This window comes from Paenarthrobacter sp. CCNWLY172, from assembly GCF_037402035.1.
Classification (GTDB): Bacteria; Actinomycetota; Actinomycetes; order Actinomycetales; family Micrococcaceae; genus Arthrobacter.
Map to the genome: position 1 here is coordinate 330597 of NZ_JBBEGB010000006.1, position 24076 is coordinate 354672.

Annotated in this window: 21 protein-coding genes and 1 pseudogene; 13 read left to right on the forward strand and 9 right to left on the reverse strand. The window is 64.0% G+C overall.

Annotation, left to right across the window (positions count from 1 at the left end):
• Nucleotides 1–43: 43 nt before the first annotated feature.
• Both WBN73_RS12095 and WBN73_RS12100 read right to left on the reverse strand, forming a co-directional pair.
• Nucleotides 44–838, reverse strand: coding sequence for an IclR family transcriptional regulator (locus WBN73_RS12095; RefSeq protein ID WP_207597399.1), 795 nt, complete (start codon nucleotides 836–838; stop codon nucleotides 44–46).
• 1 nt (nucleotide 839) lies between these two features.
• Nucleotides 840–1562 (reverse strand): GntR family transcriptional regulator, encoded by a 723-nt coding sequence (locus WBN73_RS12100; RefSeq protein ID WP_369746573.1) that lies wholly within the window; start codon nucleotides 1560–1562, stop codon nucleotides 840–842.
• A 212-nt stretch (nucleotides 1563–1774) separates the two neighbouring features.
• Here WBN73_RS12100 and WBN73_RS12105 point away from each other — a divergent pair, with 212 nt between their 5' ends.
• From WBN73_RS12105 to WBN73_RS12125, 5 genes are all read left to right on the forward strand, one after another.
• The gene (locus WBN73_RS12105; RefSeq protein WP_337340356.1) at nucleotides 1775–2668 is read left to right on the forward strand and encodes an N-acetylglucosamine kinase; all 894 of its coding nucleotides are present in this window, start codon (nucleotides 1775–1777) and stop codon (nucleotides 2666–2668) included.
• A gap of 75 nt (nucleotides 2669–2743) precedes the next feature.
• Nucleotides 2744–3895 (forward strand): LolA family protein, encoded by a 1152-nt coding sequence (locus WBN73_RS12110; protein WP_337340357.1) that lies wholly within the window; start codon nucleotides 2744–2746, stop codon nucleotides 3893–3895.
• Nucleotides 3892–4863 carry an ABC transporter ATP-binding protein gene (locus tag WBN73_RS12115; RefSeq protein ID WP_207597395.1) on the forward strand — a complete coding sequence of 324 codons (972 nt, stop codon included), beginning with the start codon at nucleotides 3892–3894 and terminating at the stop codon, nucleotides 4861–4863. The genes WBN73_RS12110 and WBN73_RS12115 overlap by 4 nt, the downstream gene beginning before the upstream one ends.
• Nucleotides 4853–5719, forward strand: coding sequence for an ABC transporter permease (locus WBN73_RS12120; protein ID WP_280627901.1), 867 nt, complete (start codon nucleotides 4853–4855; stop codon nucleotides 5717–5719). The genes WBN73_RS12115 and WBN73_RS12120 overlap by 11 nt, the downstream gene beginning before the upstream one ends.
• Nucleotides 5720–5739: 20 nt before the next feature.
• Nucleotides 5740–6360 carry an L-threonylcarbamoyladenylate synthase gene (locus WBN73_RS12125; protein ID WP_337340358.1) on the forward strand — a complete coding sequence of 207 codons (621 nt, stop codon included), beginning with the start codon at nucleotides 5740–5742 and terminating at the stop codon, nucleotides 6358–6360.
• Between the two features lie 25 nt (nucleotides 6361–6385).
• On the opposite strand, the gene WBN73_RS12130 is transcribed toward WBN73_RS12125, so the two are convergent.
• Nucleotides 6386–7243: a serine hydrolase domain-containing protein gene (locus tag WBN73_RS12130; protein WP_337340359.1), complete on the reverse strand. Its 858-nt coding sequence runs from the start codon at nucleotides 7241–7243 to the stop codon at nucleotides 6386–6388.
• On the opposite strand from WBN73_RS12130, the gene WBN73_RS12135 reads away from it, so the two are divergent.
• The gene (locus WBN73_RS12135) at nucleotides 7236–7442 is read left to right on the forward strand and encodes a hypothetical protein (protein ID WP_337340360.1); all 207 of its coding nucleotides are present in this window, start codon (nucleotides 7236–7238) and stop codon (nucleotides 7440–7442) included. The genes WBN73_RS12130 and WBN73_RS12135 overlap by 8 nt on opposite strands.
• Nucleotides 7443–7550: 108 nt before the next feature.
• On the opposite strand, the gene ligD is transcribed toward WBN73_RS12135, so the two are convergent.
• On the reverse strand, nucleotides 7551–8576 hold the full coding sequence (gene ligD / locus WBN73_RS12140; RefSeq protein WP_337340361.1) for a non-homologous end-joining DNA ligase: 1026 nt from the start codon (nucleotides 8574–8576) through the stop codon (nucleotides 7551–7553).
• 76 nt (nucleotides 8577–8652) lie between these two features.
• On the opposite strand from ligD, the gene WBN73_RS12145 reads away from it, so the two are divergent.
• The gene (locus WBN73_RS12145) at nucleotides 8653–9318 is read left to right on the forward strand and encodes an alpha/beta hydrolase family protein (protein ID WP_337340362.1); all 666 of its coding nucleotides are present in this window, start codon (nucleotides 8653–8655) and stop codon (nucleotides 9316–9318) included.
• A gap of 16 nt (nucleotides 9319–9334) precedes the next feature.
• Here WBN73_RS12145 and WBN73_RS12150 read toward each other — a convergent pair whose 3' ends face one another.
• From WBN73_RS12150 to WBN73_RS12160, 3 genes are all read right to left on the reverse strand, one after another.
• Entirely contained in the window at nucleotides 9335–11440 is a 2106-nt protein-coding gene (locus tag WBN73_RS12150; protein ID WP_337340363.1) for an elongation factor G-like protein EF-G2, read from the reverse strand.
• A 159-nt stretch (nucleotides 11441–11599) separates the two neighbouring features.
• Entirely contained in the window at nucleotides 11600–12334 is a 735-nt protein-coding gene (locus tag WBN73_RS12155; protein WP_337340364.1) for a M50 family metallopeptidase, read from the reverse strand.
• A 31-nt stretch (nucleotides 12335–12365) separates the two neighbouring features.
• Entirely contained in the window at nucleotides 12366–12983 is a 618-nt protein-coding gene (locus WBN73_RS12160) for a TetR/AcrR family transcriptional regulator C-terminal domain-containing protein (RefSeq protein WP_207597387.1), read from the reverse strand.
• Nucleotides 12984–13143: 160 nt separating this feature from the next.
• Here WBN73_RS12160 and WBN73_RS12165 point away from each other — a divergent pair, with 160 nt between their 5' ends.
• Together WBN73_RS12165 and WBN73_RS12170 are read left to right on the forward strand one after the other, a co-directional pair.
• Nucleotides 13144–14601, forward strand: a complete 1458-nt coding sequence (locus WBN73_RS12165; RefSeq protein WP_207597386.1) for an APC family permease — start codon at nucleotides 13144–13146, stop codon at nucleotides 14599–14601.
• Nucleotides 14591–16222 (forward strand): amidohydrolase, encoded by a 1632-nt coding sequence (locus WBN73_RS12170; RefSeq protein ID WP_337340365.1) that lies wholly within the window; start codon nucleotides 14591–14593, stop codon nucleotides 16220–16222. Before WBN73_RS12165 ends, WBN73_RS12170 begins: the two co-directional genes overlap by 11 nt.
• Here the strand turns inward: WBN73_RS12170 and hrpB are convergent.
• Nucleotides 16219–18867, reverse strand: coding sequence for an ATP-dependent helicase HrpB (gene hrpB / locus WBN73_RS12175; RefSeq protein ID WP_443193258.1), 2649 nt, complete (start codon nucleotides 18865–18867; stop codon nucleotides 16219–16221). The two genes, WBN73_RS12170 and hrpB, sit on opposite strands and share 4 nt — an antisense overlap.
• Before the next feature lie 82 nt (nucleotides 18868–18949).
• Nucleotides 18950–19993 carry an NAD(P)-dependent alcohol dehydrogenase gene (locus WBN73_RS12180; RefSeq protein ID WP_337340367.1) on the reverse strand — a complete coding sequence of 348 codons (1044 nt, stop codon included), beginning with the start codon at nucleotides 19991–19993 and terminating at the stop codon, nucleotides 18950–18952.
• A gap of 130 nt (nucleotides 19994–20123) precedes the next feature.
• Between WBN73_RS12180 and WBN73_RS12185 the strand changes: the two genes are divergently transcribed.
• The 4 genes and pseudogenes from WBN73_RS12185 to WBN73_RS12200 all read left to right on the forward strand — a co-directional run.
• The gene (locus tag WBN73_RS12185) at nucleotides 20124–21014 is read left to right on the forward strand and encodes a helix-turn-helix transcriptional regulator (RefSeq protein WP_207597382.1); all 891 of its coding nucleotides are present in this window, start codon (nucleotides 20124–20126) and stop codon (nucleotides 21012–21014) included.
• A 19-nt stretch (nucleotides 21015–21033) separates the two neighbouring features.
• Entirely contained in the window at nucleotides 21034–21264 is a 231-nt protein-coding gene (locus tag WBN73_RS12190) for a hypothetical protein (protein ID WP_337340368.1), read from the forward strand.
• Nucleotides 21265–21463: 199 nt separating this feature from the next.
• On the forward strand, nucleotides 21464–23149 hold the full coding sequence (locus tag WBN73_RS12195) for an acyltransferase (protein WP_337340369.1): 1686 nt from the start codon (nucleotides 21464–21466) through the stop codon (nucleotides 23147–23149).
• A gap of 116 nt (nucleotides 23150–23265) precedes the next feature.
• Nucleotides 23266–24076, forward strand: a pseudogene (locus WBN73_RS12200) (HNH endonuclease signature motif containing protein); the annotation flags it as partial.

A 24076-nucleotide genomic window follows, 5' to 3' on the forward strand; every position in this document is an offset into this window, starting at 1 on the left:
GCGAGGTTGTGAGTGTAACCACAGGGTTACCGATGAACGGGAATCAGATACTTCCGTTGCTTTGCCGGACAGCGCCCTTGAGCTCGCCCCGCCAGCCGAGCGCCCGTGAAATGCCGCGCGCAGCAGTCATCAGGACCGGAACCCGGGCCGCGACGTTTTCTTCATTTCTGGGGACCACGACGCTCAGGGCGGCGACCACCGTATTCGCACGGCCAAAGACAGGGACTGCGATTCCGCTGGATTCCGGCACGATGATTCCGGGCATGGAAGTAAACCCCTGTTGCCGGATGTTGGCCAGGTGACGTCGCAGGTCAGTGGGCTGGGTCAGGGTTGCATCGGTAAACTTCTCCAGCGTGCGGGCCAGGAACAGGTCCTGGTAAGCAGGGGGCGAATAGGCGAGCAGCACCAGCCCTGACGAGGTTCCATGAACCGGAAGGCGGCCGGCAACTTTGGTGATGTCCACCAGGGAATCCCTGGAGCCGATCCGTTCGATGTACAGGACTTCGTCCGAATCCAGGATTCCCAAAGTAGTGGAGTGCTGGACCACTGACTGCACATCCTCCATGAAGGGCAAGGCCGCTTCGCGGAGGCCCACCATGCGTGAGCTCCTGGACACCAGCTCCCACAGCCGGGTGCCGATCCGCACCTCGCCGTTGGCTCCGCGCTCGAGCAAACCTTCATTCAAGAGTTCGTCCACCAGACGGTAGGTGGTTGTCACCGGAAGCCCGGAGCGCCTGGCCAGGGTGGCGACGCTCATGGTGAGGTGGGCGTCGTCGAACGCTCCCACCAGCCGGACCAGACGCCGGATGATTGACTCTCCAGAGGACGAGTTGGCCACCTCAACCTCCCGACTTCACGCGGGATACGAACCGGAACCTGTCGCCGCGAAACGCACTGCGGGTCCATTCCAGCGGGGCGCCGTTGGCGTCACGGGCCAGCCGGTGGACCACCAACAATGGCGCGCCCATCTCGATCCCCAGCAGTCTGACATCCTCCGGCCCAGCCAGGGCCGTCTCCACAGTGTCCTCAACGTCGGCGACGCGGAGGCCGTAGACATCGGCCAGTACTGCGTACAGCGAACCGGCTTTGGCCAGATTGGACTTGAAGCGCGGCAGCCTGCCGGGAAGCCAGGCGACCTCGTGCGCCAGAGGCTCCCCTTCAATCAACCGGATGCGCTCGAGCCGGGTCACAGGTTCGCCCTGCGCAAGTCCCAACTGGTCTGCGACGCCGGCATCGGAGCCGACCACATCCAGGGCCAGCAGCCGGGAATCCGGCCGCAGCCCCTGGTTGCGGGCGTCATCGGAGAAGGACGTCAGTTGCCTGACATGCGTCACCTTGGGCGGGGCCACAAAGGTTCCATGCCCCTGGATGCGTCCCAGTTTTCCTTCGGCCACCAGCTCGCTGATTGCCTGCCTGACAGTAGTACGGGACGTGGCGTACTTCCCGGCCAGTGCACGTTCGGTGGGGATCAGCGTTCCTGGCTGGAGGCCCGCGATGAGCCCCAGAACCTCAGTCTTGAGGAAGTAGTACTTCGGCGTTGCCGGCGCGACGTCTGTGGGCATATTGGACATCCTACTTGTAGACAACGGAATTGGTCTATGCCAATGTGAACTGGGCTCATGTGGACCACGCTGACCTGACAAAGCCAGGAAACGAAGGGACATCAGTTGGAGGATATAAATAAGTTCCGTGAAAACGGCGGGAAGAGGTCCGGGGCCAGCTCCAATACCACCGTCGCCCCGTTGACCGGGGCAGATGAAACGGCGGCCCGGCGATGACGCCGGCGGTTCTCGGCCTGCACATCGGCGGCTCCAAGACGCATGCCGTTCGCTGGGACGGAACCCACGCGGAGGGAGGGGGCGTCGACATCACCGAAGCGAGCGCCAATCTTTCCTCAGTGGGCCACCAAGGAGCCGACGCAGTTCTGCGAAGGATTGCCGCGAGTGTGGGCAGCGGAATCGAAGCCGTATGTGCCGGCGCGGCCGGCGCCGACACCCCAGCCAGCCGGGCTGTGCTGTCCGCGCTCCTGACTGAGCACTTTCCGGGCGCCCGCGTTGAGGTGGTCCATGACACGCGCATCGTCCTCGCCGCAGCAGGCCTGGATGCCGGAGTTGTGCTGGTTGCCGGCACCGGTTCGGTAGCTTGGGGCCGGAACGCAGACGGGGCGGAAGCCCGCAGCGGTGGCTATGGCTACTTGCTTGGCGACGAGGGCGGTGGCTACTCCGTGGTGCGGGACGCCGTGCGTGAAGCCCTCCGGGAGTACTATGCAGGCCTGGAACCCGGGACGCTGGTCCGCTCGCTGATGGCCGCAACGGCCAATGTGGACGCCTTGCAGCTCATGGATGCCTTCTACGCCAAGCCGGAGCCGGATCACTGGGCGACTCTCGCCCCGCTGGTCCTGGAACTCGCCGCCGAAGGCGACTCGGCAGCCATGCGGATTCAGGCGGAGGCCGCCCATCATTTGGCAAGTTTGGCCAGGCAGGTACTGGGAGAGCTCGGCCTCGAGCTGCCACTGGTCATGGCCGGCAGCTTACTGGTGAACCACAGCCAGCTCGCTGGCTCGGTTGCCCGGAAGGTCTCCTTGGAAGATCCGTCATCGATCCGGATCCTCTCCCAAGCCCCGGTCCACGGGGCGGTGGAACTGGCACGCCAACTCATAAGGGACTGATGCCCGGACAGGTGATCCGCGCAGGTAACCGGAGTAGTCTGGGTTCATGCCTTTCACGATCGGTGGTTGGTAACAATGGCGCGGTACAAGCAGCGATGGCTGCCTGTCGGCGTGATCGCCCTTGTTGTAGCGATGGCTGCCATGTTCGCCTCGGTGCAAGCGAGTGCCACCGTTTCCCTCCCGGCCAAGACCGCTGACGAAATCCTCGCGATGATTGCCCGCACAGAGGCCCGGGCGTTGTCCGGCACCGTAGAACAAACTGCTGCTTTGGGATTGCCGGAAATCCCCGTTGCGGGCCCGGGTATTGCCCCCGGGGCTGCCTCGGCGATGGAGTTGTTGACCGGCTCCCACACAGCAAGGGTTTACCTCGACGGTCCGTCCCAGGCCCGGTTGCAGATCATGGACCGCATGGCGGAGCGTGACGTGGTGATCAACGGGCGGGACGCCTGGTTCTACAACTCGGCCGACAACAGCGCCACGCGGTTAATTGCGCCGCAGCCATCTCCAGCCGAGGTCCCGTCCTTCGCGGGCCCCAGGCCGTCGCTTCCGCCCACCTCCACACCGGAACGGCCTTCACCGGACATGTCCTCACGGGATTTGCCGACGCCCGAGGCAATGGCCAGCCGTTTCCTGGCGGCAATCGACGACACCACCGAGGTGTCCGTTGGCGACTCCTCCTCGGTTGCCGGCCGAAGTGCGTACCGGATCAGCCTGCATCCCCGCAACACTGCGACCTTGGTTGAGTCGGTGGCGATCGATGTTGATGCGGAAACCGGCCTGCCCCTGGGTGTCGAAGTGCGGGCCAAGGGCCAGACCGACCCCGCGTATTCACTGGGCTTCACTGAGTTGAACCTGTCCACTCCGGATTCTGCGTTGTTCGAGTTCACCCCGCCACCGGGCGCCACCGTGACGGAGAAGACACTCCCTGCCAAGCCGGTACCCACCATGGCCGCTCCCGGCACACCCACACCGGAGGTCGCGCCTGAGGCTAACCGCCCACGCCCCACCGTCACTGGTGAGGGTTGGGAGTCGGTTGTAGCTTTGCCGGCAGGCTCTGCCCCGGCCGGGCTGACGTCCAACCCCCAGCTGTCCCAGGCACTGCAACCTGTCGACGGTGGCCGTGCGTTAACGACGTCGCTGGTCAGTGTCTTGATTCTCGACGACGGCCGCGTTTACGCGGGCATGGTGCCACTGGAGCGGCTACAGTCAGCCGCTGCCGCCCAGTGAGCGGATCCTTACCCTCCGACTTCGCCATAGAAACGCGTGGCCTGGTCAAACTCTTCGGTCACCGACCCGCCGTTGATGGAATAGACCTCGCGGTCCCCCGGGGTTCTGTCTTCGGCTTCCTTGGGCCCAACGGTTCAGGCAAAACCACCACCATCCGGGTGCTGCTGGGCTTGGCATCGGCAAGCAGTGGGGACATCCGGGTGCTCGGCCAAGAGATGCCCCAGTCGCTGGCGTCCGTCCTGCCGGACGTCGGGGCCTTGGTGGAGGGGCCGGGCTTCTATCCGTTTCTCTCCGGTACGGGCAACCTGATGCGCCTGGACACCGCCGACCGCCATGCTGCCTCGTCCACCAGACGGCAACGTGTCCACGACGCTTTGGAGCGGGTGGGGCTTGGCCACGCCGCAGGCAAGAAGGTCCGGGCATATTCGCTGGGTATGAAACAGCGCCTTGGCCTGGCCAACGCCATGCTGAGGCCACGAAAACTGCTGGTCCTCGACGAACCAACCAATGGACTGGATCCGCAGGGCACGCGTGAGGTGCGTGGCCTGGTTCGGGCCCTGGCCGCAGGCGGGACCACCGTGTTCGTTTCCAGCCACTTGCTGGCTGAGGTGGAACAGATGTGCACCCACGTGGCCGTGATGAGTGCCGGCCGTCTGGTTGCTCAAGGTCCTCTGGAAGAGCTGCGTTCCGCCGGCCAGGCCCACGTTGTGGTCCACACCCCCGACGTCGAACGTGCCGCCGGCGTCCTGGCCCGCCTGGGACTGGTTCCCGGCCAGGCTCCTGGTACCGGCAGCCCCTGGGGAACCACAGCGTTGTTGGGCACTGGGCTCAATGGACTGGAACCCGAAACGATCGTGACCGCACTGGTTGCCGAGGGTGTCCGGGTCCGCGGTTTCGCCGTGGAAAACGCGAGCCTCGAAGATCGCTTTGTGTCACTGACCGGAGAGGGGTTCGACGTTGTCGGCTGAACCTGCGGCGCCCGCTACCTCGGCCGCCGGCCGGCCCGGAGCCGGATGGGCACTGCTGGGTTCTGAGCTGTCCGTGCTGTTCCGCCGGCTCCGCACGTGGGCCATGCTGATCGCCTTGGCTGCAGTTCCCGTGCTGATTGCCGTGGCGGTGAAGTTGTCGTCCCGGCCCACGACGCCCGGGCGGGGACCGCTTTTCCTGGACCGCATCACCCAGAACGGACTCTTCGTGGCTGTGACTGCGTTAGTGGTGTGCGTTCCACTGTTCCTGCCACTGACCGTTGGCGTGGTGGCCGGAGACACCATTGCAGGAGAAGCCAACACTGGAACTCTGCGGTACCTTCTACTGGCTCCCGCAGGACGGATCCGGCTGTTGTTGGTGAAGTATGCCGGGGCCGTTGCCTTCTGTTTCGCCGCAACGGCGACTGTCGCGGCCTCCGGCGCCCTGGCCGGCGTCGTACTTTTTCCCGTGGGGCCTGTGACCCTGCTGTCCGGTGACACCATCAGCGTCGGCGAGTCGGCCATGAGATCGCTGTTGATCGCTGCCTACATCACTGTGTCGCTGCTGGGATTGTCGGCGATCGGCCTGCTCATTTCGACGTTCACGGACGTACCGGTGGGGGCCATGGCGGCCACGATCGTCCTGTCGGTGGTCTCGCAAGTTCTGGACAACCTCCCCCAACTTGAATGGCTGCACCCTTGGCTCTTCAGCCATCATTGGCTGGGTTTCGCGGATCTTCTGCGGCAGCCCATCTCCTGGACATCGTTCGGCGACAACGCGCTTCTCCAGGCCGGGTACATGGCAGTGTGCGGCGCGCTGGCCTACGCCAAATTCTCAAACAAGGACGTCTTGTCTTAGCTTTGTCGTAGGCTCTTCCCATGGCCAGATTCTTTGACGTGCACCCGGAAGATCCACAACCACGCGCCATCGGCCAAGTGGTGAGCATGCTCCAAGGCGGCGGCTTGATCGCCTACCCCACCGACTCCTGCTACGCTCTGGGGGCCCAGATCGGGAACAGGGAAGCGCTGGACCGGATCAGGACCATCCGGCAGTTGGACGACAAACACCACTTCACCCTGGTGTGCAAGGACTTTGCCCAGATGGGCCAGTTCGTGATGCTGGACAACGACATCTTCAGGAGCATCAAGGCCGTCACTCCCGGCAGCTACACCTTCATCCTCCCGGCCACGCGTGAAGTCCCCAAGCGGCTGCTCCACCCCAAGAAGAAGACCGTGGGGGTGCGCATTCCCGATCACAGGGTAGTCCAGGCGCTGTTGGCCGAACTCGGCGAGCCTTTGCTGTCCAGCACCCTGCTGCTGCCGGATGAGGAAGAACCTTTGACCCAGGGATGGGAAATCAAGGAGCTCCTGGACAACCAGGTGGATGGCGTCATCGACGCCGGCGATACTGGCTCAGAGCCCACTACCGTGATCGACTTCTCCAGCGGAGTGGCCGAGGTTGTGCGTCGCGGAATGGGCGATGCTTCGCGCTTCGAATAGCCGCGCGGATGCCTGGAAGGCACGTTCAGCGGAACTGGAAACGGCAGCCTGAGTTCAAGGCCACTTGCGCAACACCCGTCATCTCCAGGGAAAGTGCGGACGGTTGCGTCATAAGGGGCTGCGGAGGATAGGCCACAAAAATGGCCAACTGTCGGTTGCCGTCGGCACTGCTGAGGGCAACGCTTCCGTAGCCTGGAACATCTCCGGCATGGCCGTAGTAGGAGCCGTTCGTACAGCGGTCGTCCCAATGGTCCAGGCCAAGGCCGTACTCGGCGAACACTGTGCCCTTCATGGCGATGAGGCTTGCCGGCGCCAACAACCGCCCCCTGAGCAAGGCGTCCTGGAAGGCGCTGATGTCCCCGATGCTGGACACCAGGCCACCTGGTGCAACCCCTGGTGGGGCTGAGGGAAACGTCACGTCCACGGTTTCCCCGCCCTCCTGCATGTAACCGTGGACAAGGTCATCCGGCACGGTGGAGCCCGGAGCCAACAGCTGGGTGGCCCCGAGGTCCAGGGGCGTCAGGATGTCGGCCCGCAGGACGGCCTCCAACGGGGAACCACGGAGTTGCTCCACCACCCGTCCCAGCAAGGCATCGGCCTGGGCAGGCGATACGTCCGGGAGAGCTGCGGTGATTCCCAGGAGTTGGCGAATGGTGAGGGGGCTACCCGCAGCAACGGAACCCGGCAGGTACGTGGTGACGGCGTCGTCCAGCGTCAGCAGTCCCTCATCGGCGAGCTTGAAGATGGACACTGCCAGCATGGTCCGGAGTTGCCCGCCCACAGGGAAAGTGTCGCTGGGCTGCACAGCAGTGCGCGCTTCCCGGCTCCTTACTCCCGCTGCGCTGGTCCACTCCTGCCGGCCAACTTTTGCCTTGATGAGCACCGCTGAGGCTCCTTCCTCCAGTTTCTCCCGGGAGAAGAGCTCCAAGGTGGCCCGGAGCTCCTGGAAGGCCGGCGAAACTAAGGTGGTCTCCGTGGGCAGCGCGATTGGTGTTGGGGTGACCGCCGGCACCAAAGGAGGGGCCGTCGTCGTTGGTGCCACCGTTGCCGTCACCGGAGGCAGTGCCGGCGTAGTGGCCTGAGTCGGCAAGGGGTCCGGCGTGCGGGTGCACCCACAAAGAAGCAACCCGCACGCAAGTGCGAGGCTCGTTACCCCCTGACCTGGGCGTCGCGGCAAGCAGACTCCCGGTTTACTCCTCGGGCTTGCGGGCCCGGCTGGGTTGCACGCGCATGGGTTCACCCGGCATCTTGGGGAATTCAGGCGGGAAGGGCATCTCGCCCTGGCCGTTCTTGACGTCCCGCCCCCACCATTCGAGCAGCACATCGATATCGCCGGGGTGATCGTGCATGGATGCCCACGGGTCGCCTGTCTTCGCCAGACGGTCCGGGACTGTGGTGATGGTGTACTTCGCGGGATCTGAGCTTTCCAGCTCGTCCCACGTCAGAGGGCAGGACACCTGTGCCGTGGGTACGGCGCGGGGGCTGTAAGCCCCGGCGATGGTTCGGTCCCGGTTTGCCTGGTTGAAGTCCACGAAGATCCTGGTCCCGCGTTCCTCCTTCCACCAGGCTGTAGTGACCTTGTCCGGCTGCCGTCGCTCCAACTCGCGTCCTGCGGCAATCACAGCATGGCGTACGTCGAGGAACTCATGCTTGGGGTGGATGGGCGCGTAGACATGGAGTCCCCTGTTGCCCGATGTCTTGATGAACGCCGTCAACCCGGCTTCCTCCAGCACTGACCGGAGCTCCTGTGCAGCGGGGATGGCGTCGTCGAAATCGGTGCCCGGTTGGGGATCGAGGTCGATCCTCAGTTGATCGGGGTTATCGGGATCGCCGGCACGCGAGGCCCATGGGTGAAACACCACGGTGTTCATCTGTGCTGCCCACACAGCAGCCGCAGGCTCGTCGATGACCAGCTGCGGATGGGACCGGGCACTGGGATAGGTCACCGGGACGGAACGGACGTACTCCGGCGCGCCCTTGGGCGGATTTTTCGAGAAGAACATCTCGCCCTCAATATTGCCTGAATAGCGTTGAAGGCTGACGGGCCGGCCTCCGTTGGCGGCCACAAACGCGTCTCCGACGTCGATGAGATAGTTGGCGAGGTCCAGTTTTGTCAGTCCCGCCTCGGGCCACATCACCCGGCTTGGACTGGAAATGCGGACCTCCCGGGGGCCGTCGGGACCGGGAACAGTGACAGTGGTTGCTTCGCTCGCCATGGGCACAAGCTACCCCGTAAAGGGCTTGCGCGTCAGCACCCACGGCGTTTTCGGTGCTATGGGCAATGATGGTTACATGCCCAACACTGAAACACCTGTCACCGTCACGGTTGGTGAATCCAACATTTCCGCCCTCCATATCAGGCCGGAGAGCCCGTTTGCCACGTTGGTGGTGGCGCACGGCGCCGGAGCTGGAATGGAACATCCGTTCCTGCAGGGTTTCGCCGCGGCGATGGCGGGCGAAGGAGTGGCTACCTTCCGCTTCAATTTTCCCTATCGCGAGGCAGGCCGGCGATTCCCCGACCGCCCTCCCCTGGCCATCGCCACGTGGCGCGCCGTCATGGACAAGGCCGCTGAATTGAGCGATGGTGAGCCCCTCTGGGCGGCGGGCAAGTCCTTCGGCGGTCGGATGGCGTCCATGGCAGTGGCCGACGGCATGCCTGCCAGCGGATTGGTGTACCTCGGCTACCCCCTGCATGCGCCCGGCAAGCCGGAGAAACTGCGCGACGAACACCTCTACGGAGTTACGACGCCCATGCTCTTCCTCCAAGGCACGCGGGATACGTTCGCAACACCGGAACTGTTGGAGGCCGTGGTGGGCAAGATAGGCCCGACGGCGACGCTCCAGTGGAGCGAAGGCGGTGACCATTCGTTCGCGGTCAAGGGTGTCAAACGCGGGGCGGCTGAGACCGGGGCGTCGCTGGCGCCCGTGGTGGCTGCGTTCCTGCGGGCCAACTCCTAAGCCTGTCCCCTGGGCACTACTTTGGCAGGGGCTCGTGGCGGAGGTAGGACCGGCGGAAACGACCGGTTCCGGCGGTGAGGGCACGCAGTTCAATGGCGTAGCGCACAAGTTCCTGGTCCGGCACTTCGGCAGTGATGTCCGTTCCCTCGGCGTCGGTCGCGGTAGTGCCGGTAACCCGGCCGCGCCGGCCCGAAAGATCACTCATCACGGCACCTACGTACTCGTCAGGGACACTGATAATCACCGATGAGACAGGTTCCAACAACTGGATTTTGGTGGCTGCCGCAGCTTCACGAAGGGCCAGCGCCCCGGCTGCCTGGAAGGCCGCATCCGATGAGTCCACGCTATGGGTTTTTCCGCCCACCAACGTCACTTTGATGTCCACCACCGGGAATCCTGCGGATACGCCCTTGAGCATTTGGGAACGGACGCCCTTTTCCACGCTGGTAACGAACGTTGCAGGGATCGCCCCGCCCACGATCCTGTCAGTGAAGGCGAAACCTTCACCTCTGGCGAGGGGCTCCACCTCGATGTCACAGATGGCGAACTGCCCATGGCCCCCGGATTGCTTGACGTGCCGTCCGTGTCCCACAGCTTTGCCGGCGAAAGTCTCCCTGAGCGGAGTAATAACGTCCACGGTCTGCAGTTTGACGCCCTGGCCGCGCAACCTGTCCAGGACTACCTCGGCGTGGGCTTCTCCCATGCACCAGAGGATGAGCTGGTGGGTGTCCTGGTTGCGTTCCAATCGAAGCGTCGGGTCTGCGGCCGCGACCTTCCCGATGCTTTTTGCCAGCGCGTCTTCATCACTCCGTGAAGCACCTTCGATGGCGATGGGCATCAGTGGCTCGGGCATGTTCCACGTTTCGATCAGCAGCGGCGCTTCCCTGTCGGACACGGTATCGCCGGTCTCGGCGCTGGCGAGCTTGCTGATGGCGCAAATGTCCCCGGCAATACACTGTGGAACGGCCTTCAAGCTGGAGCCCACCGGCGAATAAAGGTGGGTGACGCGTTCATCGGCGTCGTGGTCCTCATGGCCCCTGTCCGCCAGTCCCCTGCCGCCCACATGGATGGCGGAATCCTCCCGCAACGTCCCGGAAAAGACACGGACCAGGCACACGCGGCCAAGGAATGGATCCACGGTGGTCCGCACCACTTCTGCGGCCAGACGCCCCGCAGGATCACATTCCAACGGTTTCATGGGCGAACCGTCCAGTTTCATCACCGCGGGGGTGATGCGTTCCACTGGCGATGGCAAGGCATCGGTCAACAAGGCCATGAGCTCGGGAAGGCCCACCCCGGTTTCCGCCGACGTCGGAATGACCGGAAAGAAGCTCCCCCTGGCCACAGCGGTTTCCAGGTCCTTGATGAGGTCTGCCAGTGGTAATTCCTCGCCACCGAGGTACCGGTCCATGAGTGTTTCGTCTTCGCTCTCGGCAATGATCCCTTCGATCAAGTTGCCCCGCGCCTCCTCACCATCCGGCATCGATGACGGATCCCCATCAGCCGGCCCATTGAGGATGCTGACCAGGCCGGTATTGCCCACCGCCGGAACGTACAAGGGGAGCACCGACTCACCAAAAGCTTCCTGGCATCGCACGACGGCGGCACTGAAGTCGCCGCGCGGATGGTCCAGTTTGCTGAGCACCACCGCCCGGGGCATGCGGACTTTCTCGCACTCGCCCCACAGCGCAATGGTGGCAGCGTCAATGCCGTCGGCAGACGAGACAACAAAAAGGGCCGCGTCGGCGGCCCTTAGACCAGCGCGCAATTCGCCGGTGAAGTCGGTGTAGCCCGGGGTGTCGATCAGGTTGACCTTGATATCACCCACCAGAATTGGCGCGACAGACATGGTCACCGAGCGTTGCTGATGGACTGCGGAAGGATCGGAATCGCTGACAGTGGTGCCTTCGCTGATGGATCCCATCCTGGTGATGGCTCCGGTGGCAGCGAGCAGCGCTTCCACCAGCATCGACTTGCCGGCTCCAGAATGCCCCACGAGTGCAACATTCCGGATTCGGGAGGGGTCCCTTGGTGCCAAGGCCGGGCCGTTGTCACTCCGTCGGGCTTCAGTCATGCCGGGCCCGGCTCCCCTTGGCGTTTCGCGCGTGCCCTTCGCGGACATGGGCACCTCCTGGTGTTGGATCCCGGCACGGAGTCCGAACACATCCTGTTCGAACGTTAAACAGGATTGGACACCCTGAGGTGACCACAGGGCAAGGGCTGGCAGCCAGCAAAACCGGCCAACCGCCGTCGGGTCCTTGGTGGCGGTAAGAACTACGAACTACAGGGCGAGCATCCCCCACAGCAACCAGGCAGATGCTGCTGCGCATCCGAGGATCACCACAGTAAACCCCGTCAACCACACGAAGGCCGGCAGGCCTGTGGTGCGGCCCAGGATGAAGGCGTCGGAGGCCCCAATCCGGTCCCGGCGGCTGGTGTGCACACTGGCCAGTTTGAAGAGGTCGCGGACACTGCCCACTGACAGGGCGACGCCAAGGGCAAGGACCACATAGTTCATTGTTGCCGGCGCAGCGAACAGGATCAGCAACTGGGCTACCGCAGCGCTCACGACGGCCACGAGAATCCCGGTGAGGTTCCTCAGGAAAATGAGCGACACCAGCAGGATCAAGGCCCCGACGGACATCGCCGCGCCGGAACGGCCTGCCGCAAACGCGGCGATCAGCCCGAGGCCAACCACTGCTGGTGCGGGGTATCCCCAAAACCCGGACCAGGCCGCACCAAAAGCACTCCGGCCACTGCTGACAAGGCGTCCCGAATGGTCGAGCCCGATCCGGAGCCCGTGCACAAAACGTCCTGTCATCAGTGCCGCATAGGCGTGGCCGAGCTCGTGGACGAACGTGACGTACAGGCCGAACCAGCGCCAGGTCACACGCGGAATGCTGAGGACAACGGCACACGCAAGGATGCCCAGCAAGGCCGGTAGTGGCACCGCAGTGGTGTGCGTTTCGGTGAAACCGCGGACCACCGCGTCCCACCACGTTTGAAAGAGGGTCATGGCGCCTTCCGGATGCCCTCCACCGACGGCCTCACAGCCGTGTCGACTGAAGGCGGGAATGCAGCCCGGCGATGAGGATCTCAAGGCCAAAGTCGAAAGCTGCCTCGCCACGCTCCACAGCAGGTCCAGCCTGTGCCAGGGCATTGGTCAGGGCGGGGTACCCGTGCGCAGGTGGAGCCCAGACGACGTCCGGCGCTGCCAGGTCCAAGGCGAAACCCAGGGCGAAGCTGTCAATGGTGGAAATCGCTGACATCACGTCCCGGCCCCGGAACCCGGCGGCTCCAAGGGCAACCGCAAGGTTCTCGTAGAGGGCCATCACTTTATCGTCTTGAACTGTTTGGAGCACCAGCAGGGGTGCGAGTTTCGGATGACGGGCGAAGGCATCGCGATAACTCCGGACAATGGCGCGAAGGGACGCCTCCCAGTCCTGCTCGTCCTCCAGGACATAAGGACTCTCGCCGATGATCCTGCCACGCATCAGCTCAAGAATTTCCTCCCGTCCGCTCACATGGTTGTAGATGGAGGACTGGCTGACGCCGATCCGCTTGGCCAGTTTGGGCAGGCTGAAGTCCCCGGCTTCGTCCACCAACTCCAGGGCTGCGGTGACGAGGGCATCGATGGATATCAGTGGGACCAGCGGGCGTGCCATACGGGTGTCTCCATTCAAGGTTGTTGTTACGACTCTAGCCAGAACTTTGCACCGAGGTGTTGTGCTCTGGATCACCAGGCCCTACGCTAAACGAAAGCCTTTCGCTTAATGATTTTCACTACTTGAACATTCCTTCCCCCCAATACCCCTGAGGATCCCCATGTCTGACCTCGAAACCCGACCTCCAGCAGCAAATGCCGGAAATGGGCTCAAACGGAATGCCATCGGCACCGGCGGCATCGCCTTCCTGGTGATCTCCGCAGCAGCCCCCCTGACAGTGATGGCCGGCGTAGCCCCTGTGGCTATCGGCATCGGGGGCATTGGCGCCCCCATGGGATACGTCATTGCCGGGGCAGTCCTGCTGGTTTTCGCCATTTCCTTCATGGCCATGACCAAACACGTCAAAGCTGCCGGCGGTTTCTATACGTACATCAGCCTTGCCATGGGCAGGACAGTCGGGCTGGCCGCGGCCATCCTGGCGATTGTGTCCTACAACTGCCTGCAGATCGGCGTCTACGGTTTGTTCGCCGTCCAAACCCAGGCCATGCTCCGCTCGCTCGTTGGCCTGGACGTGCCATGGCCCGTTGTGGCGTTGGTTGCCATCGCTGCCGTCTGGCTACTTGGATTCCGCGGCATTGACGTCGGCGCCAAGGTCCTCGGAGTCCTGCTCATCGCCGAAACCGCCATCCTGGGGATCATGGGCGCAGCGATCCTTGCCCGCGGCGGAGCTGCCGGCATCAGTTTCGCCTCCTTCTCCCCCGAGCACGCTTTCACGCCGGGTGTCCTGGCGATTCTGGCTATTTGCTTCGCGGCATTCATGGGCTTCGAATCCACCGTGCTGTATAGGCGCGAGGCCCGCAACCCGGACAAGTCCGTCCCGCGTGCAACGTACATCGCCGTTGGATTCATGTCCGTGTTTTATGCCTTCATTGTCTGGACAGTCATTCAGGCCTTCGGCGACGGGAACGTGGTCACCGCAGCCGGTGAACTGGCCGACGGAATGTTCTTCGCCACCATCAACCAGTACGTGGGGCCGTGGGCCGAGGTGGTGATGTACGTCCTGATCGTGACCAGCGTCTATGCATCACAACTGGCTTTCCACAACGCCATCAACCGCTACGTGTACATGCTCGCTGAAGACGGTGTGCTCCCGGCGTTCCTGGGCAGGACCCACCCCAGGTACAAGTCCCCGCACCGTGCCGGCCAGATCCAGACCATCCTGGCCGCTGTCGTCATCATCATTTGTGCGATCGCCGGCGCCGACCCATACAAGCAGCTCCTGATCTGGGTGAACACTCCGGGGATCGTCGGAATCGTTGCCTTGCAGGGCCTGGTGTCCGTGGCCGCCTTCATCTATCTGCGCCGCCATCCGGCGGCCGTGACCAACCGTTTCCTCATTCCAGTGAGCGTGGCCTCGGCCATCCTGTTGTTCGGGGTAGTGGCGTTGATCGCCATCAACATCGAACTCCTCACGTTTGCCGATCCCCTCACCAACACCGCGCTCCTCCTGGTCGCACCAGTTGTTTTCCTGGCAGGCCTGCTGATTGCACGACGCCTGCGCACCACCCGCCCTGACGTCTTTGCCCGGATTGGAAGCTTCGAAAAACATGACTCCTGACCTCATCGTCCTTGCCGACACCATCCACACCATGGACGGCCACCGCGGCGATTCCCACCAGGCCGTAGCCGTGCGCGACGGAGTGATTGCCGCCATCGGAAGCCGGGTTGAAGCGCAGGACTGGGCCCACGCGGGCACCCGCGTGGTTGACCTTGGCAACGCGACGCTGACTCCGGGCCTGGTGGACTGCCACATCCATCCGGTGTTCGGGCTGGACCTGACCATCGGTGTTGACCTGTCCAGTGCTGCCACTGTGGAGGAAGTACGCGCCCTGCTCCAGTCGGAATCAGAGAACGACGGCGGCTGGTTGCGTGGCTGGGGACTGAACCCCAACGCCTTTGGCGCAGTTCCGTTGCACCGGAGTGTTCTGGATGCTGTCGGCGGTGACAAGCCCGCGCTGATCCGGTTGTTCGACGGTCATTCAGCCCTCGCCAACAGCCGGGCGCTGGACCTGTCAGGCATCCGAGGCAGGCATGAATTCGAGCAGGCTTCCGAGGTGGTGTGCGATGCCGACGGCGTCCCGACCGGCCTCCTCCTTGAAGCAGCCGCCATGGAACTTGTCCAACGGCACATCCCCCAGGAAACGTTCGACGAACGGAAAGCCAGGCTCGCTGCCTTGCTGGAGGACTTTGCCCGAGCAGGATTGACCGGCGGCCACATCATGGACCACAGCGACGAATCCGCCCGCCTTTTCCGGGCTTTGGAGATCGACGGCGGGCTGCCGCTGCGCCTGCGGAGCGCCCCGTGGTGCATGCCCGGCACCGATGAATCCGATTGGAAGGAACTGGCCCGCACCGTGGGGACCGGTGGGCGACGGTGGTCTGTTGAGGCCATCAAACTGTTCGTCGACGGAACCGTGGACAACGGAACCGCTTGGCTTTACGAACCCGACGCTTACGGCCAATCCACTGCGCCGTTCTGGCCACGGCCGGAGGAATACTCGGCTGCGGTCCGCTACTTCGCCTCCCGGGGCATCCCGACGGCGACGCATGCGATCGGTGATGCGGGCGTGGAACACGTGTTGAATGCGCTGGAGTCATTGCCCGGCGCGGTGCCGGCTGATGTCCTGCGCCGGACCGTCCACCGCATTGAACACATCGAGACAGTTCCGGACGGGCTCGTCGAGCGCTTCAGGAGTGCGGGTGTAGTGGCCAGTATGCAACCAACGCACTGCACCCATTATTCAGCGGCGGACCACAGCGACAACTGGTCCACCCGGTTGGGCGCCGAGAGAGCGGACCGGGCCTGGCGCTGCAGGGACCTCCGCGAGGCGGGAGTGACACTGGGCATCGGCTCGGACTGGCCGATCGCACCGTTTGAGCCCCTTCCCATCATCGCGGATGCGCAACTGCGCCGGCGATCCGGACATCCCGAGCAAGAGCCCATCGCGCCGGCGCAAGGTCTCACCGCATACCAGGCACTGGAGGGCTACACCTCGCATGCTGCAAAAGCGGCAGGCCTCTGGGATGCCTCCGGTTCCATCTCGGTGGGCAAACGGGCAGACTTCACGGCTTTCGAACTCGACCCCCTGACCACCGACCCCGACGAGTTGGCTGCCAGTGCGGTCCTGGGAACATTCGTCGACGGCGAGATCCAGTTCATGCTGGAGCGCCTCACCTAGCTGGAGTGGCCGGACTGCATCCTGTTCTTGGTCCTGGCGGTGGCCGGCGCAGTCCACGGGTCTTCGGGCCAGGGATGCTTGGGGTAGCGCCCACGCATCTCGGCCCGGACCTGGGAATAGGGACCGGACCAGAAGGAAGCGAGATCGTCAGTGACGGCCAATGGCCTGCCTGCCGGAGACAGCAAGTGGAACAGCACAGGGACCCTGCCGTCGACGAGCAGTGGCGTGCGGTCCCAGCCGAAGCATTCCTGGAGTTTGACCGCCACCACCGGCCTGCCGCCGTCGTGCTCTTCCGGGCCTTTCTCCGACACCTCCGGATAATCGATCCTGACCCGCGAACCGCTGGGAACCTGCAGACGCTCGGGAGCAAGGCTGTCCAGGCGGGATGCTTCCGGCCATGGCAGCAGCCGACGCAGGGGCTCCGCAAGGTTGATCGACTTAACAGGCGTCCCGGTAGCCATCTGTTCCAGCTCCGGGGTCAACCAGTCCTCGAGTCGGGCCAGCAGTCTGGCTTCACGGACGTCGGGCCATGGCGCACCGAGCTCGTGGTGCAGCAACGCGAGCCGCCTCCGCAGGGTGTCGGCTGCTGTTGACCACCCGATCATGGACAACCCGGTTTTTGCCAAGGCCTCACCCACCGCATGGCGTCCGGCTTCTGCGCTGGGGCGCACAGGCGTGGAGGACAAGACGATCGCTCCCAACCGACGTTCCAGGCGGGCGGTCACCTTCCCGTGGTCAAACTTCGCCTGCACGTTGGTGACCATGAGATCGGGGGCAGCAGCGTGGGCAAGTTCCGCGGACAACGGCGCCGCTGAGCGGATCAGCGCGCCCGTTCCCGCAGCGTCGCGGCCCTGTGCCCGCGACACTTCGGACACTGCCAGCCACTCATGCCCGGACAACGGACTTCCGGCAGGAAGCCCGGCCCGTGTCCCGGAGGACAACAGGTATGTGGATCCACCTCCGGGAACGCGACGCCCCACACGGTCCGGGAAAGCCAACGCCACCACGAAGCCGGGCGCTTCCCTGGCGGAAACGTCCGCTGGGAGTCGTGAAGGCACGACGCCGGACGCCTCCTGCCGGGCCATCGACTCCATCCGCTTGGCCTCCTCCGCGAAACGTCGCGCGGCGGGATCGGAACCGGACCTCAGCGACGTCAGCAAGGCGGTGAGGTCCGCACCGGGTGCGCGCTGGTCACCAGCCACGAGTGCTACGGTTTCCGCCGCTGCCCGCGTGCCGACCACTGCAGCTCCATCCAGCAAGGCCCGGGCCAGGCGGGGATCGGCCGGAATGCGTGCCAGTGACTTGCCCAGCGCGGTGACGGATCCGTCCCCGGCCACTGCACCCAGTTCCCGGAGGACTTCCACAGCCTCGTCCATGGCTCCTGAAGGTGGATCGTCAGGCAGCTGCAAGCCCAGGCCTCCCGGAGCGCCCCAGCAGGCGAGGACCAGCGCGGCTCCCGTGAGGTCGGCTACCGAAATCTCGGGTGTTTGGTGGGCCGGGGCTGCTGCGAAAGACTGGTGGTCGTAGCAGCGGACCACCGCGCCTGGCCCTTGCCGTGCCGCGCGTCCGGCACGCTGGTCGGCCGAAGCCCGTGAGCAGGAGACGGTCACCAAGCCCGACATCCCACGCCCCGAGTCCCGCCGCGGTTCCCTGGCCAACCCCGAATCAATAACGAGCCGCACGCCGGGAACGGTGAGGGATGACTCAGCCAGCGAGGTCGACACAATGATCCGCGGCAGGCCGCCGGGCTCACGCCCGGACACAGCCCGATCCTGGGCGTCGGGACCGATCTGGCCGTGCAACTCAAGTACCTCCACGTTCCGGGGAACCTGGGCGCGAAGGCGATGTGCGACGTCGGACACTTCACGGGCGCCCGGCAGGAAGACCAGAGCATCAGCTTCAGGGTTGGCGGCCAAAGCCAGTCCGTGGGCGGTCGCGGCGGTACGAGCCACGTGATCCAGGAACGTGCGGGCCACTCCCCGTTCGTTGAGGCGGTGCTCACCGGAGGGGGCCCACTGAACCTCCAGCGGGTACAGCGCAGAAGGGCAGTCAACCACGGGAGCCGGGCCGCCGTCGTCGTGAGCTGTCCCGCTTTGCTTCAGGAGGGCTGCAAAACGCGGGGCGTCGAGGGTTGCTGACATTGCAATCAACGTCAGGTCGCCACGGAGCTCACGGACCTCGGCAAGCATGCCAATCAACAGATCGGTATCAAGCGCGCGTTCGTGCACCTCATCCAGGACCACGGCGTGAACGTCCTCCAGTCCGGGATCGCTGAGGAGACGGCGGAGGAGAATGCCGGGCGTGACGAATTCCACCACCGTATCCTTGCCGGCCCTACTCTCCCCGCGCACGGTGTAACCCACTCTGCCGCCCAAGCGGCTGCCGTCCAATGCCGCCAGCCGGCGTGCAGCCGAACGCGCAGCAACACGCCGTGGTTGGGTGACGACGATACGTGGCTGGCCGGATTGCCGTTCGGCCAGCAGGTTGGCCAGCAGCGGAGGCACGAGCGTGGTCTTGCCGGTGCCGGGCGGCGCCTGTACGACTGCCACGCCGCCATCGCCCTGGCGTTCCAGCGCCGCGGTCAGGTCCGCGAGGGATTGAGCAAAGACCAGCCCCCTACCGATGGTGTCCAGTCTGAAAGTCACCAGACCATTGTCCCTGTTCGGTGGTAAGGGAAAGGCCACGCCGGTGTGAACCCGGCGTGGCCTTTCCTCTCGTGCAGTGTTTCTAGCCGATGGTGGAAGCGTCGATGACAAAGCGGTAGCGGACGTCGGAGGCGAGCACGCGCTCGTACGCCTCGTTGATCTTGCTGGCCGGGATGACCTCGATTTCGGCGCCAAGGGCATGTTCGGCGCAGAAGTTCAGCATTTCCTGCGTTTCCCGGATGCCGCCAATGGCGGAACCAGCGAACCGGCGACGACCTGTGATCAGCGAGAACACGTTCACCGGCAGCGGTTCGGCCGGGGCGCCAACGTTGACCAATGTGCCATCAAGTGTCAGCAACTGAAGGAACGCGCTGATATCGATCGAAGCGCTGACCGTGTTGATGATGAGGTCGAAGGTGCCGCCGAGTTGCTCGAATGTGGCGGGATCACTGGTGGCGTAGTAGTGGTCCGCGCCAAGCCCGAGCCCGTCCTCCATCTTCTTCAATGACTGCGAAAGGACCGTGACCTCAGCGCCCATGGCATGGGCGATCTTGACGGCCATGTGGCCGAGTCCGCCAAGCCCGACAACCGCAACCTTCTTGCCGGGACCGGCGCCCCAGTGGTGCAGGGGCGAGTAGGTGGTGATGCCTGCGCAGAGCAGCGGAGCAGCAACGTCCAGTTCCAGGCCCTCCGGAATGGTGACGACGAAGTCCTCATTCACCACCACATGGCTGGAATATCCGCCTTGGGTGATGGTGCCGTCGCGGTCAACGGCACCATAGGTGCCCACGTTTCCCTTGAGGCAGTATTGTTCCTCTCCGGCCAGGCAGTTCCGGCACTCCTTGCACGAGTTGACCATGCAGCCGACGCCAACGCGGTCGCCCACCTTGTGCTTGGTCACATCGGAGCCAACCTCGGTGACGATGCCGGCGATTTCGTGACCGGGGGCCAGAGGATACTGCTGCGGCCCCCAATCACCGCGGACCGTGTGGATATCGGAATGGCAGATGCCGGCGAACTTGATGTCAATGTGGACGTCGTTCGGGCCGACCTCGCGACGTTCGATGGTGGTCAGGGTCAGGTCGCCCGTAGCCGAGGGGGCAGCGTAAGCGTTAGCGGTAGGCATGTTTCTCCTGCGTTGTGAACGTTGGTGGATATTTCCATCTAACCTTGTTTCCCTGGACGCAAGGAGTTACTGCTGTAAGGGGTAATGACAGGGACTCCCTTAGCTGGACAAAAGCCATACCGTTGAAACCATGGACAACCGGACTGAGACGCGTGACTTTCTTTCCACCCGAAGGGCGAAAATCACGCCGGAGCAAGCGGGACTGGCAGCTTATGGCGGCAACCGTCGGGTCCCCGGACTTCGACGCGGCGAAGTGGCCATGTTGGCAGGCATGAGTGTTGAGTATTACACCCGGCTGGAACGGGGAAACCTCTCCGGGGTCTCTGAAAGTGTGCTGGACTCGCTGGCCAACGCCTTGCAGCTGGACGACGCCGAACGCGCCCATCTGTATGACCTCGCCCGCGCGGCAAGCGATGGCGGCAAGTTCCGGCGTCGTCCTGTCCGGAAGCAGGCCATCCGGCCGGGGGTGCAACTCACGCTGGATGCGATCACCGGCTCGCCGGCTTTCATCCGCAACGGCAGGTTGGACCTTCTGGCAACGAACGCCTTGGGTCGGGCCCTGTACGCAGACATTTACGACAGCCCGTCCGGACCGCCCAACCATGCACGTTTCCTCTTTCTTGATCCCCGCAGCCACGATTTCTACACGGACTGGGAACGCGCCGCCAACGACACCGTGGCCATCATGCGAACAGAGGCCGGCCGTGATCCCTATGACCGAGGGCTCAGCGACCTTGTGGGCGAGCTGTCCACCCGCAGCGAGGAATTCCGTGTCCGCTGGGCATCCCACAATGTCCGCCAGCATTTCACCGGGAAGAAACAGTTCCGGCACCGGATAGTCGGTGACCTGCACTTGCTCTACGAGGCCCTGGAATTATCCGCTGACGCCGGTTTGACCTTGACCGTCTACAACGCCGAACCCGGTACGGGCACTGCGGACGCCCTTCAATTACTCGCAAGCTGGGCTGCGACCACTCCCGCGTCGGCCGCGGACTCAGAGCCCATCCGTCACCATCACTGAGACCTTCATCAAGGAATTCATGGATATCCCGCCCGCGACCACCAGCACCAAAGGGCCTGCGGAACTCTTCACCGGCGACGTTTATTTTGACGTCCTCGCCAAGGGCGAAGAGCCATCGCAGTTAAGGATGAACATCGTCAGGTTCGCGACGTGTTCCCGGACAGCGTGGCACACCCACGCGGGGGGCAAAACCGTCTACACGCCCCTGGCGAGTGGCACTGGCATGGCGCTGCCCCGGATCACTTCATGAGTCATTTGGCTAGGTGGGAAACCGCCGGCGCCACCGGTGGCTCAGAGACGGCGTGGGGAGAGTTGGTCACCGATGAGGAGTACGGCTACCCGGAGTGATCGACCCTGATTGTTTGCGTCTGACGCATTGACCGGGGTGGGAGGGGCCGCAAATAATGAGGGAAGCGCTTTCCACTACCTGTCACCGCGGAGCCTACGACGTGAATCCCCAGCACCACCTCAATTTTGACTACTCTCCTTGGACGTTTTGGAGTTCTGCCTCGGAGGCGGAACGGGACGCGCAGCACGAATACCAAAATGGCTTCGCAGCACGCGATGGCGTCACCATAGGTGAGCGGGCTTTCCTGTCTCCGATGGCCAGTATTGACCCCGACTCACTGTCCATTGGCGCAGACTCCTTCATAGCCGCCCACGCCTACGTCACGGGTACCGTCACCATTGGTGACGATTGCACGGTTAACGCCTTTACCGTGGTTCGAGGCGACATCACCATGGGCGACGGCGTGAGGATCGGCGCCCACACCTCCATCCTCGGTTTCAACCACTCCATGGATCCCGCCGAACCCGTTTTTAAACAGCCGTTGACCAGCACAGGCATCCGCATCGGAGACGACGTCTGGATTGGGTCCAACGTGGTGGTCCTTGACGGAGTCACAGTTGGCTCGCATGCAGTTCTGGCTGCGGGCGCCGTGGTCACCAAGGATGTTCCCGAATGGTGCATCGTGGGCGGAAACCCCGCCCGCAGGATCCGCGACAGGCGGGACGCCGCTCCGGCCCCGACGTTGGGGGACCGGACAGCAGCCGACGGCGGGCTGTTGGCAGAGTTGGGGGCCTTCGCCGATGCGGCGCGCACCGATGCACCGCTGATTCTTTCAAAGAGTTGGACCTCCGCCGATGGCGGCTACTATGTGGACCGTCCGGACGCTTCGCCGACCGTCAGGGCACACTGCGATGCCATTGAAATCGCCGACCTCCTGTTGGGTTCCGTCCCACCGCAGCTCACCCGGGCGGATCACATCGAGCAGCTCCAGGCACTCCAGGATCCGACCTCCGGGCTGGTGCCGGAGTTGGGCTCCGCCCGCTCCACCACCAGTGCACCCCTGATTTTTGGCGAGGGACCAGCCACCTATCACGTCCTCTCGGCAGGCTATGCCCTGGATCTACTGGGGAGCCGGTTCCGCCATCCGGTGTACTGCATCGCCGACATGGACCCGGCAATGCTGATTTCTTTCTTGGACGCGCTGCCGTGGCGAAAGGAAGCCTGGGGATCAGGTGCTTGGGTGGACGCATGGGGCACTGCCGCTTACTGGAACCTTGCGCAAAATCATCCCAACTCCGTGGGTTCGTTGGAGGCGCTGTTCGGCTGGCTGCTGACGCACGTCAATCCGTTGGCTGGAACGTGGGGTACGCCCACGACAGGTACCCGGATGAAGGTCGTCAATGGGTATTACCGCCTGACTCGTGGCACTTTTGCGCAGTTCGGGGTACCGGTCCCCCACGTTGAACGCCTCGTGGACACTGTCATGGAGCACTCCTCGGATCCGCGCTATTTCTCCCCCGGGCGGCAGAATGCCTGCAACGTCCTGGACGTCGTCCATCCTTTGTGGCTGGCGTCCAAGCAGACCTCATATCGCCGGGCAGAGATCAACAGCTGGGCCGGAGCCCAGCTGAAGCAGGCCTTGGGCCTGTGGCATCCAGGCCAAGGAATGGCTTTCAGCGCTGCGGAAGAGAGCGGAGACCACCATCTCCCAACACTTCAAGGAACGGAGATGTGGCTGGCCATCATCTGGTACCTCGCCGACATCCTGGACAGCGCTGAAGCACTGGGATACAGACCCCGCGGCGTCCACCGGCCCGAACCCGCGTGGTCGCTGCCTGGTCTGTAGCTTTCCGCACATCACCATGTCGGCTGATTCCCTTCCAACGCTCTCACTTGATGCCGAAAGCACGTGGCGACATCGACCGGCGCAATAATGTCAGAGCCCCCTGACATGCTGTTTTTATGGAAAAACCAGGGCAGTCGACAGCACTCAGGGCGCAATTTTCCCCTGCTGTGGTTGCCCTGACCGCTGTCCGGTCACGACGCGTCTTGAGCATGCCGGACGTGCTGAAGGCCGGGTTCAAGGATTCGACGGCGACCGTCACTTGGATTGGCCACTTCCACGGCGCCGGGCTGCCCAACAGTCAGACGAAGTCCGCCCGGGCTTCATCGCTCACCGACCCCGCCCCGGCTGGCGTTTCGGCCCAAAGTCCAGGATCAATCCCGACCGTCCCGCCAGTCCAACGTCCCGACACCCAGCGCCCTGATCCCAAGGCGGCCGGCAGCCGGGACCTGGCGGCGTTCCTTGACGACAGCGCGGCACTTCTGGACTCCGCGCGCGTGTCCGCTGCCGGTGAGGCGCGGCTGTTTGGGTTTGTTGAAGCGGCGGATTTTGCCGGCGAGGTCGAGGAGATCGCCCGGTCGGTGGAGTACTTGCAGGTTGTCGCGGCGCAGGCTGTGGAACGGACCCGGACCGAAGCCCAGCAAACCAAGCCCGGACCCTCGGCGGCAACACCGCAATGGCGGACCGGCTGGACCGAACCAGAGCCAGGCACCGACACCGCGGCAGCTTCGCAGAGCGCGGCTTCCCAGCGCGCGGCTTCGCAAAGCGGAGCTTCCCTCGGTAGGACGGGAACCGCCACCGCTGCGGCGACCGATGGTGAAACAGGATCAGCACGTTGGGCATCGGACGCCCAGGCCAGTGTTCTGGATGACGGGTACCGGAACGCGGCCCAGTTCCTGCGCGCACGGTTGCGGATCGGCATCGGAGAAG

What these genes read in the sequence shown, in the direction of transcription:
- WBN73_RS12165 (WP_207597386.1), top strand. Translation starts at nt 13,144, where the DNA reads ATGTCTGACCTCGAAACCCGACCTCCAGCAGCAAATGCCGGAAATGGG.
- WBN73_RS12100 (WP_369746573.1), bottom strand. Translation starts at nt 1,562, where the DNA reads ATGCCCACAGACGTCGCGCCGGCAACGCCGAAGTACTACTTCCTCAAG.
- WBN73_RS12170 (WP_337340365.1), top strand. Translation starts at nt 14,591, where the DNA reads ATGACTCCTGACCTCATCGTCCTTGCCGACACCATCCACACCATGGAC.
- WBN73_RS12145 (WP_337340362.1), top strand. Translation starts at nt 8,653, where the DNA reads ATGCCCAACACTGAAACACCTGTCACCGTCACGGTTGGTGAATCCAAC.
- WBN73_RS12155 (WP_337340364.1), bottom strand. Translation starts at nt 12,334, where the DNA reads ATGACCCTCTTTCAAACGTGGTGGGACGCGGTGGTCCGCGGTTTCACC.
- WBN73_RS12105 (WP_337340356.1), top strand. Translation starts at nt 1,775, where the DNA reads ATGACGCCGGCGGTTCTCGGCCTGCACATCGGCGGCTCCAAGACGCAT.
- WBN73_RS12135 (WP_337340360.1), top strand. Translation starts at nt 7,236, where the DNA reads ATGAGCACCGCTGAGGCTCCTTCCTCCAGTTTCTCCCGGGAGAAGAGC.
- WBN73_RS12160 (WP_207597387.1), bottom strand. Translation starts at nt 12,983, where the DNA reads ATGGCACGCCCGCTGGTCCCACTGATATCCATCGATGCCCTCGTCACC.
- WBN73_RS12125 (WP_337340358.1), top strand. Translation starts at nt 5,740, where the DNA reads ATGGCCAGATTCTTTGACGTGCACCCGGAAGATCCACAACCACGCGCC.
- WBN73_RS12110 (WP_337340357.1), top strand. Translation starts at nt 2,744, where the DNA reads ATGGCGCGGTACAAGCAGCGATGGCTGCCTGTCGGCGTGATCGCCCTT.
- WBN73_RS12190 (WP_337340368.1), top strand. Translation starts at nt 21,034, where the DNA reads ATGGATATCCCGCCCGCGACCACCAGCACCAAAGGGCCTGCGGAACTC.
- WBN73_RS12180 (WP_337340367.1), bottom strand. Translation starts at nt 19,993, where the DNA reads ATGCCTACCGCTAACGCTTACGCTGCCCCCTCGGCTACGGGCGACCTG.
- WBN73_RS12185 (WP_207597382.1), top strand. Translation starts at nt 20,124, where the DNA reads ATGGACAACCGGACTGAGACGCGTGACTTTCTTTCCACCCGAAGGGCG.
- ligD (WP_337340361.1), bottom strand. Translation starts at nt 8,576, where the DNA reads ATGGCGAGCGAAGCAACCACTGTCACTGTTCCCGGTCCCGACGGCCCC.
- WBN73_RS12150 (WP_337340363.1), bottom strand. Translation starts at nt 11,440, where the DNA reads ATGTCCGCGAAGGGCACGCGCGAAACGCCAAGGGGAGCCGGGCCCGGC.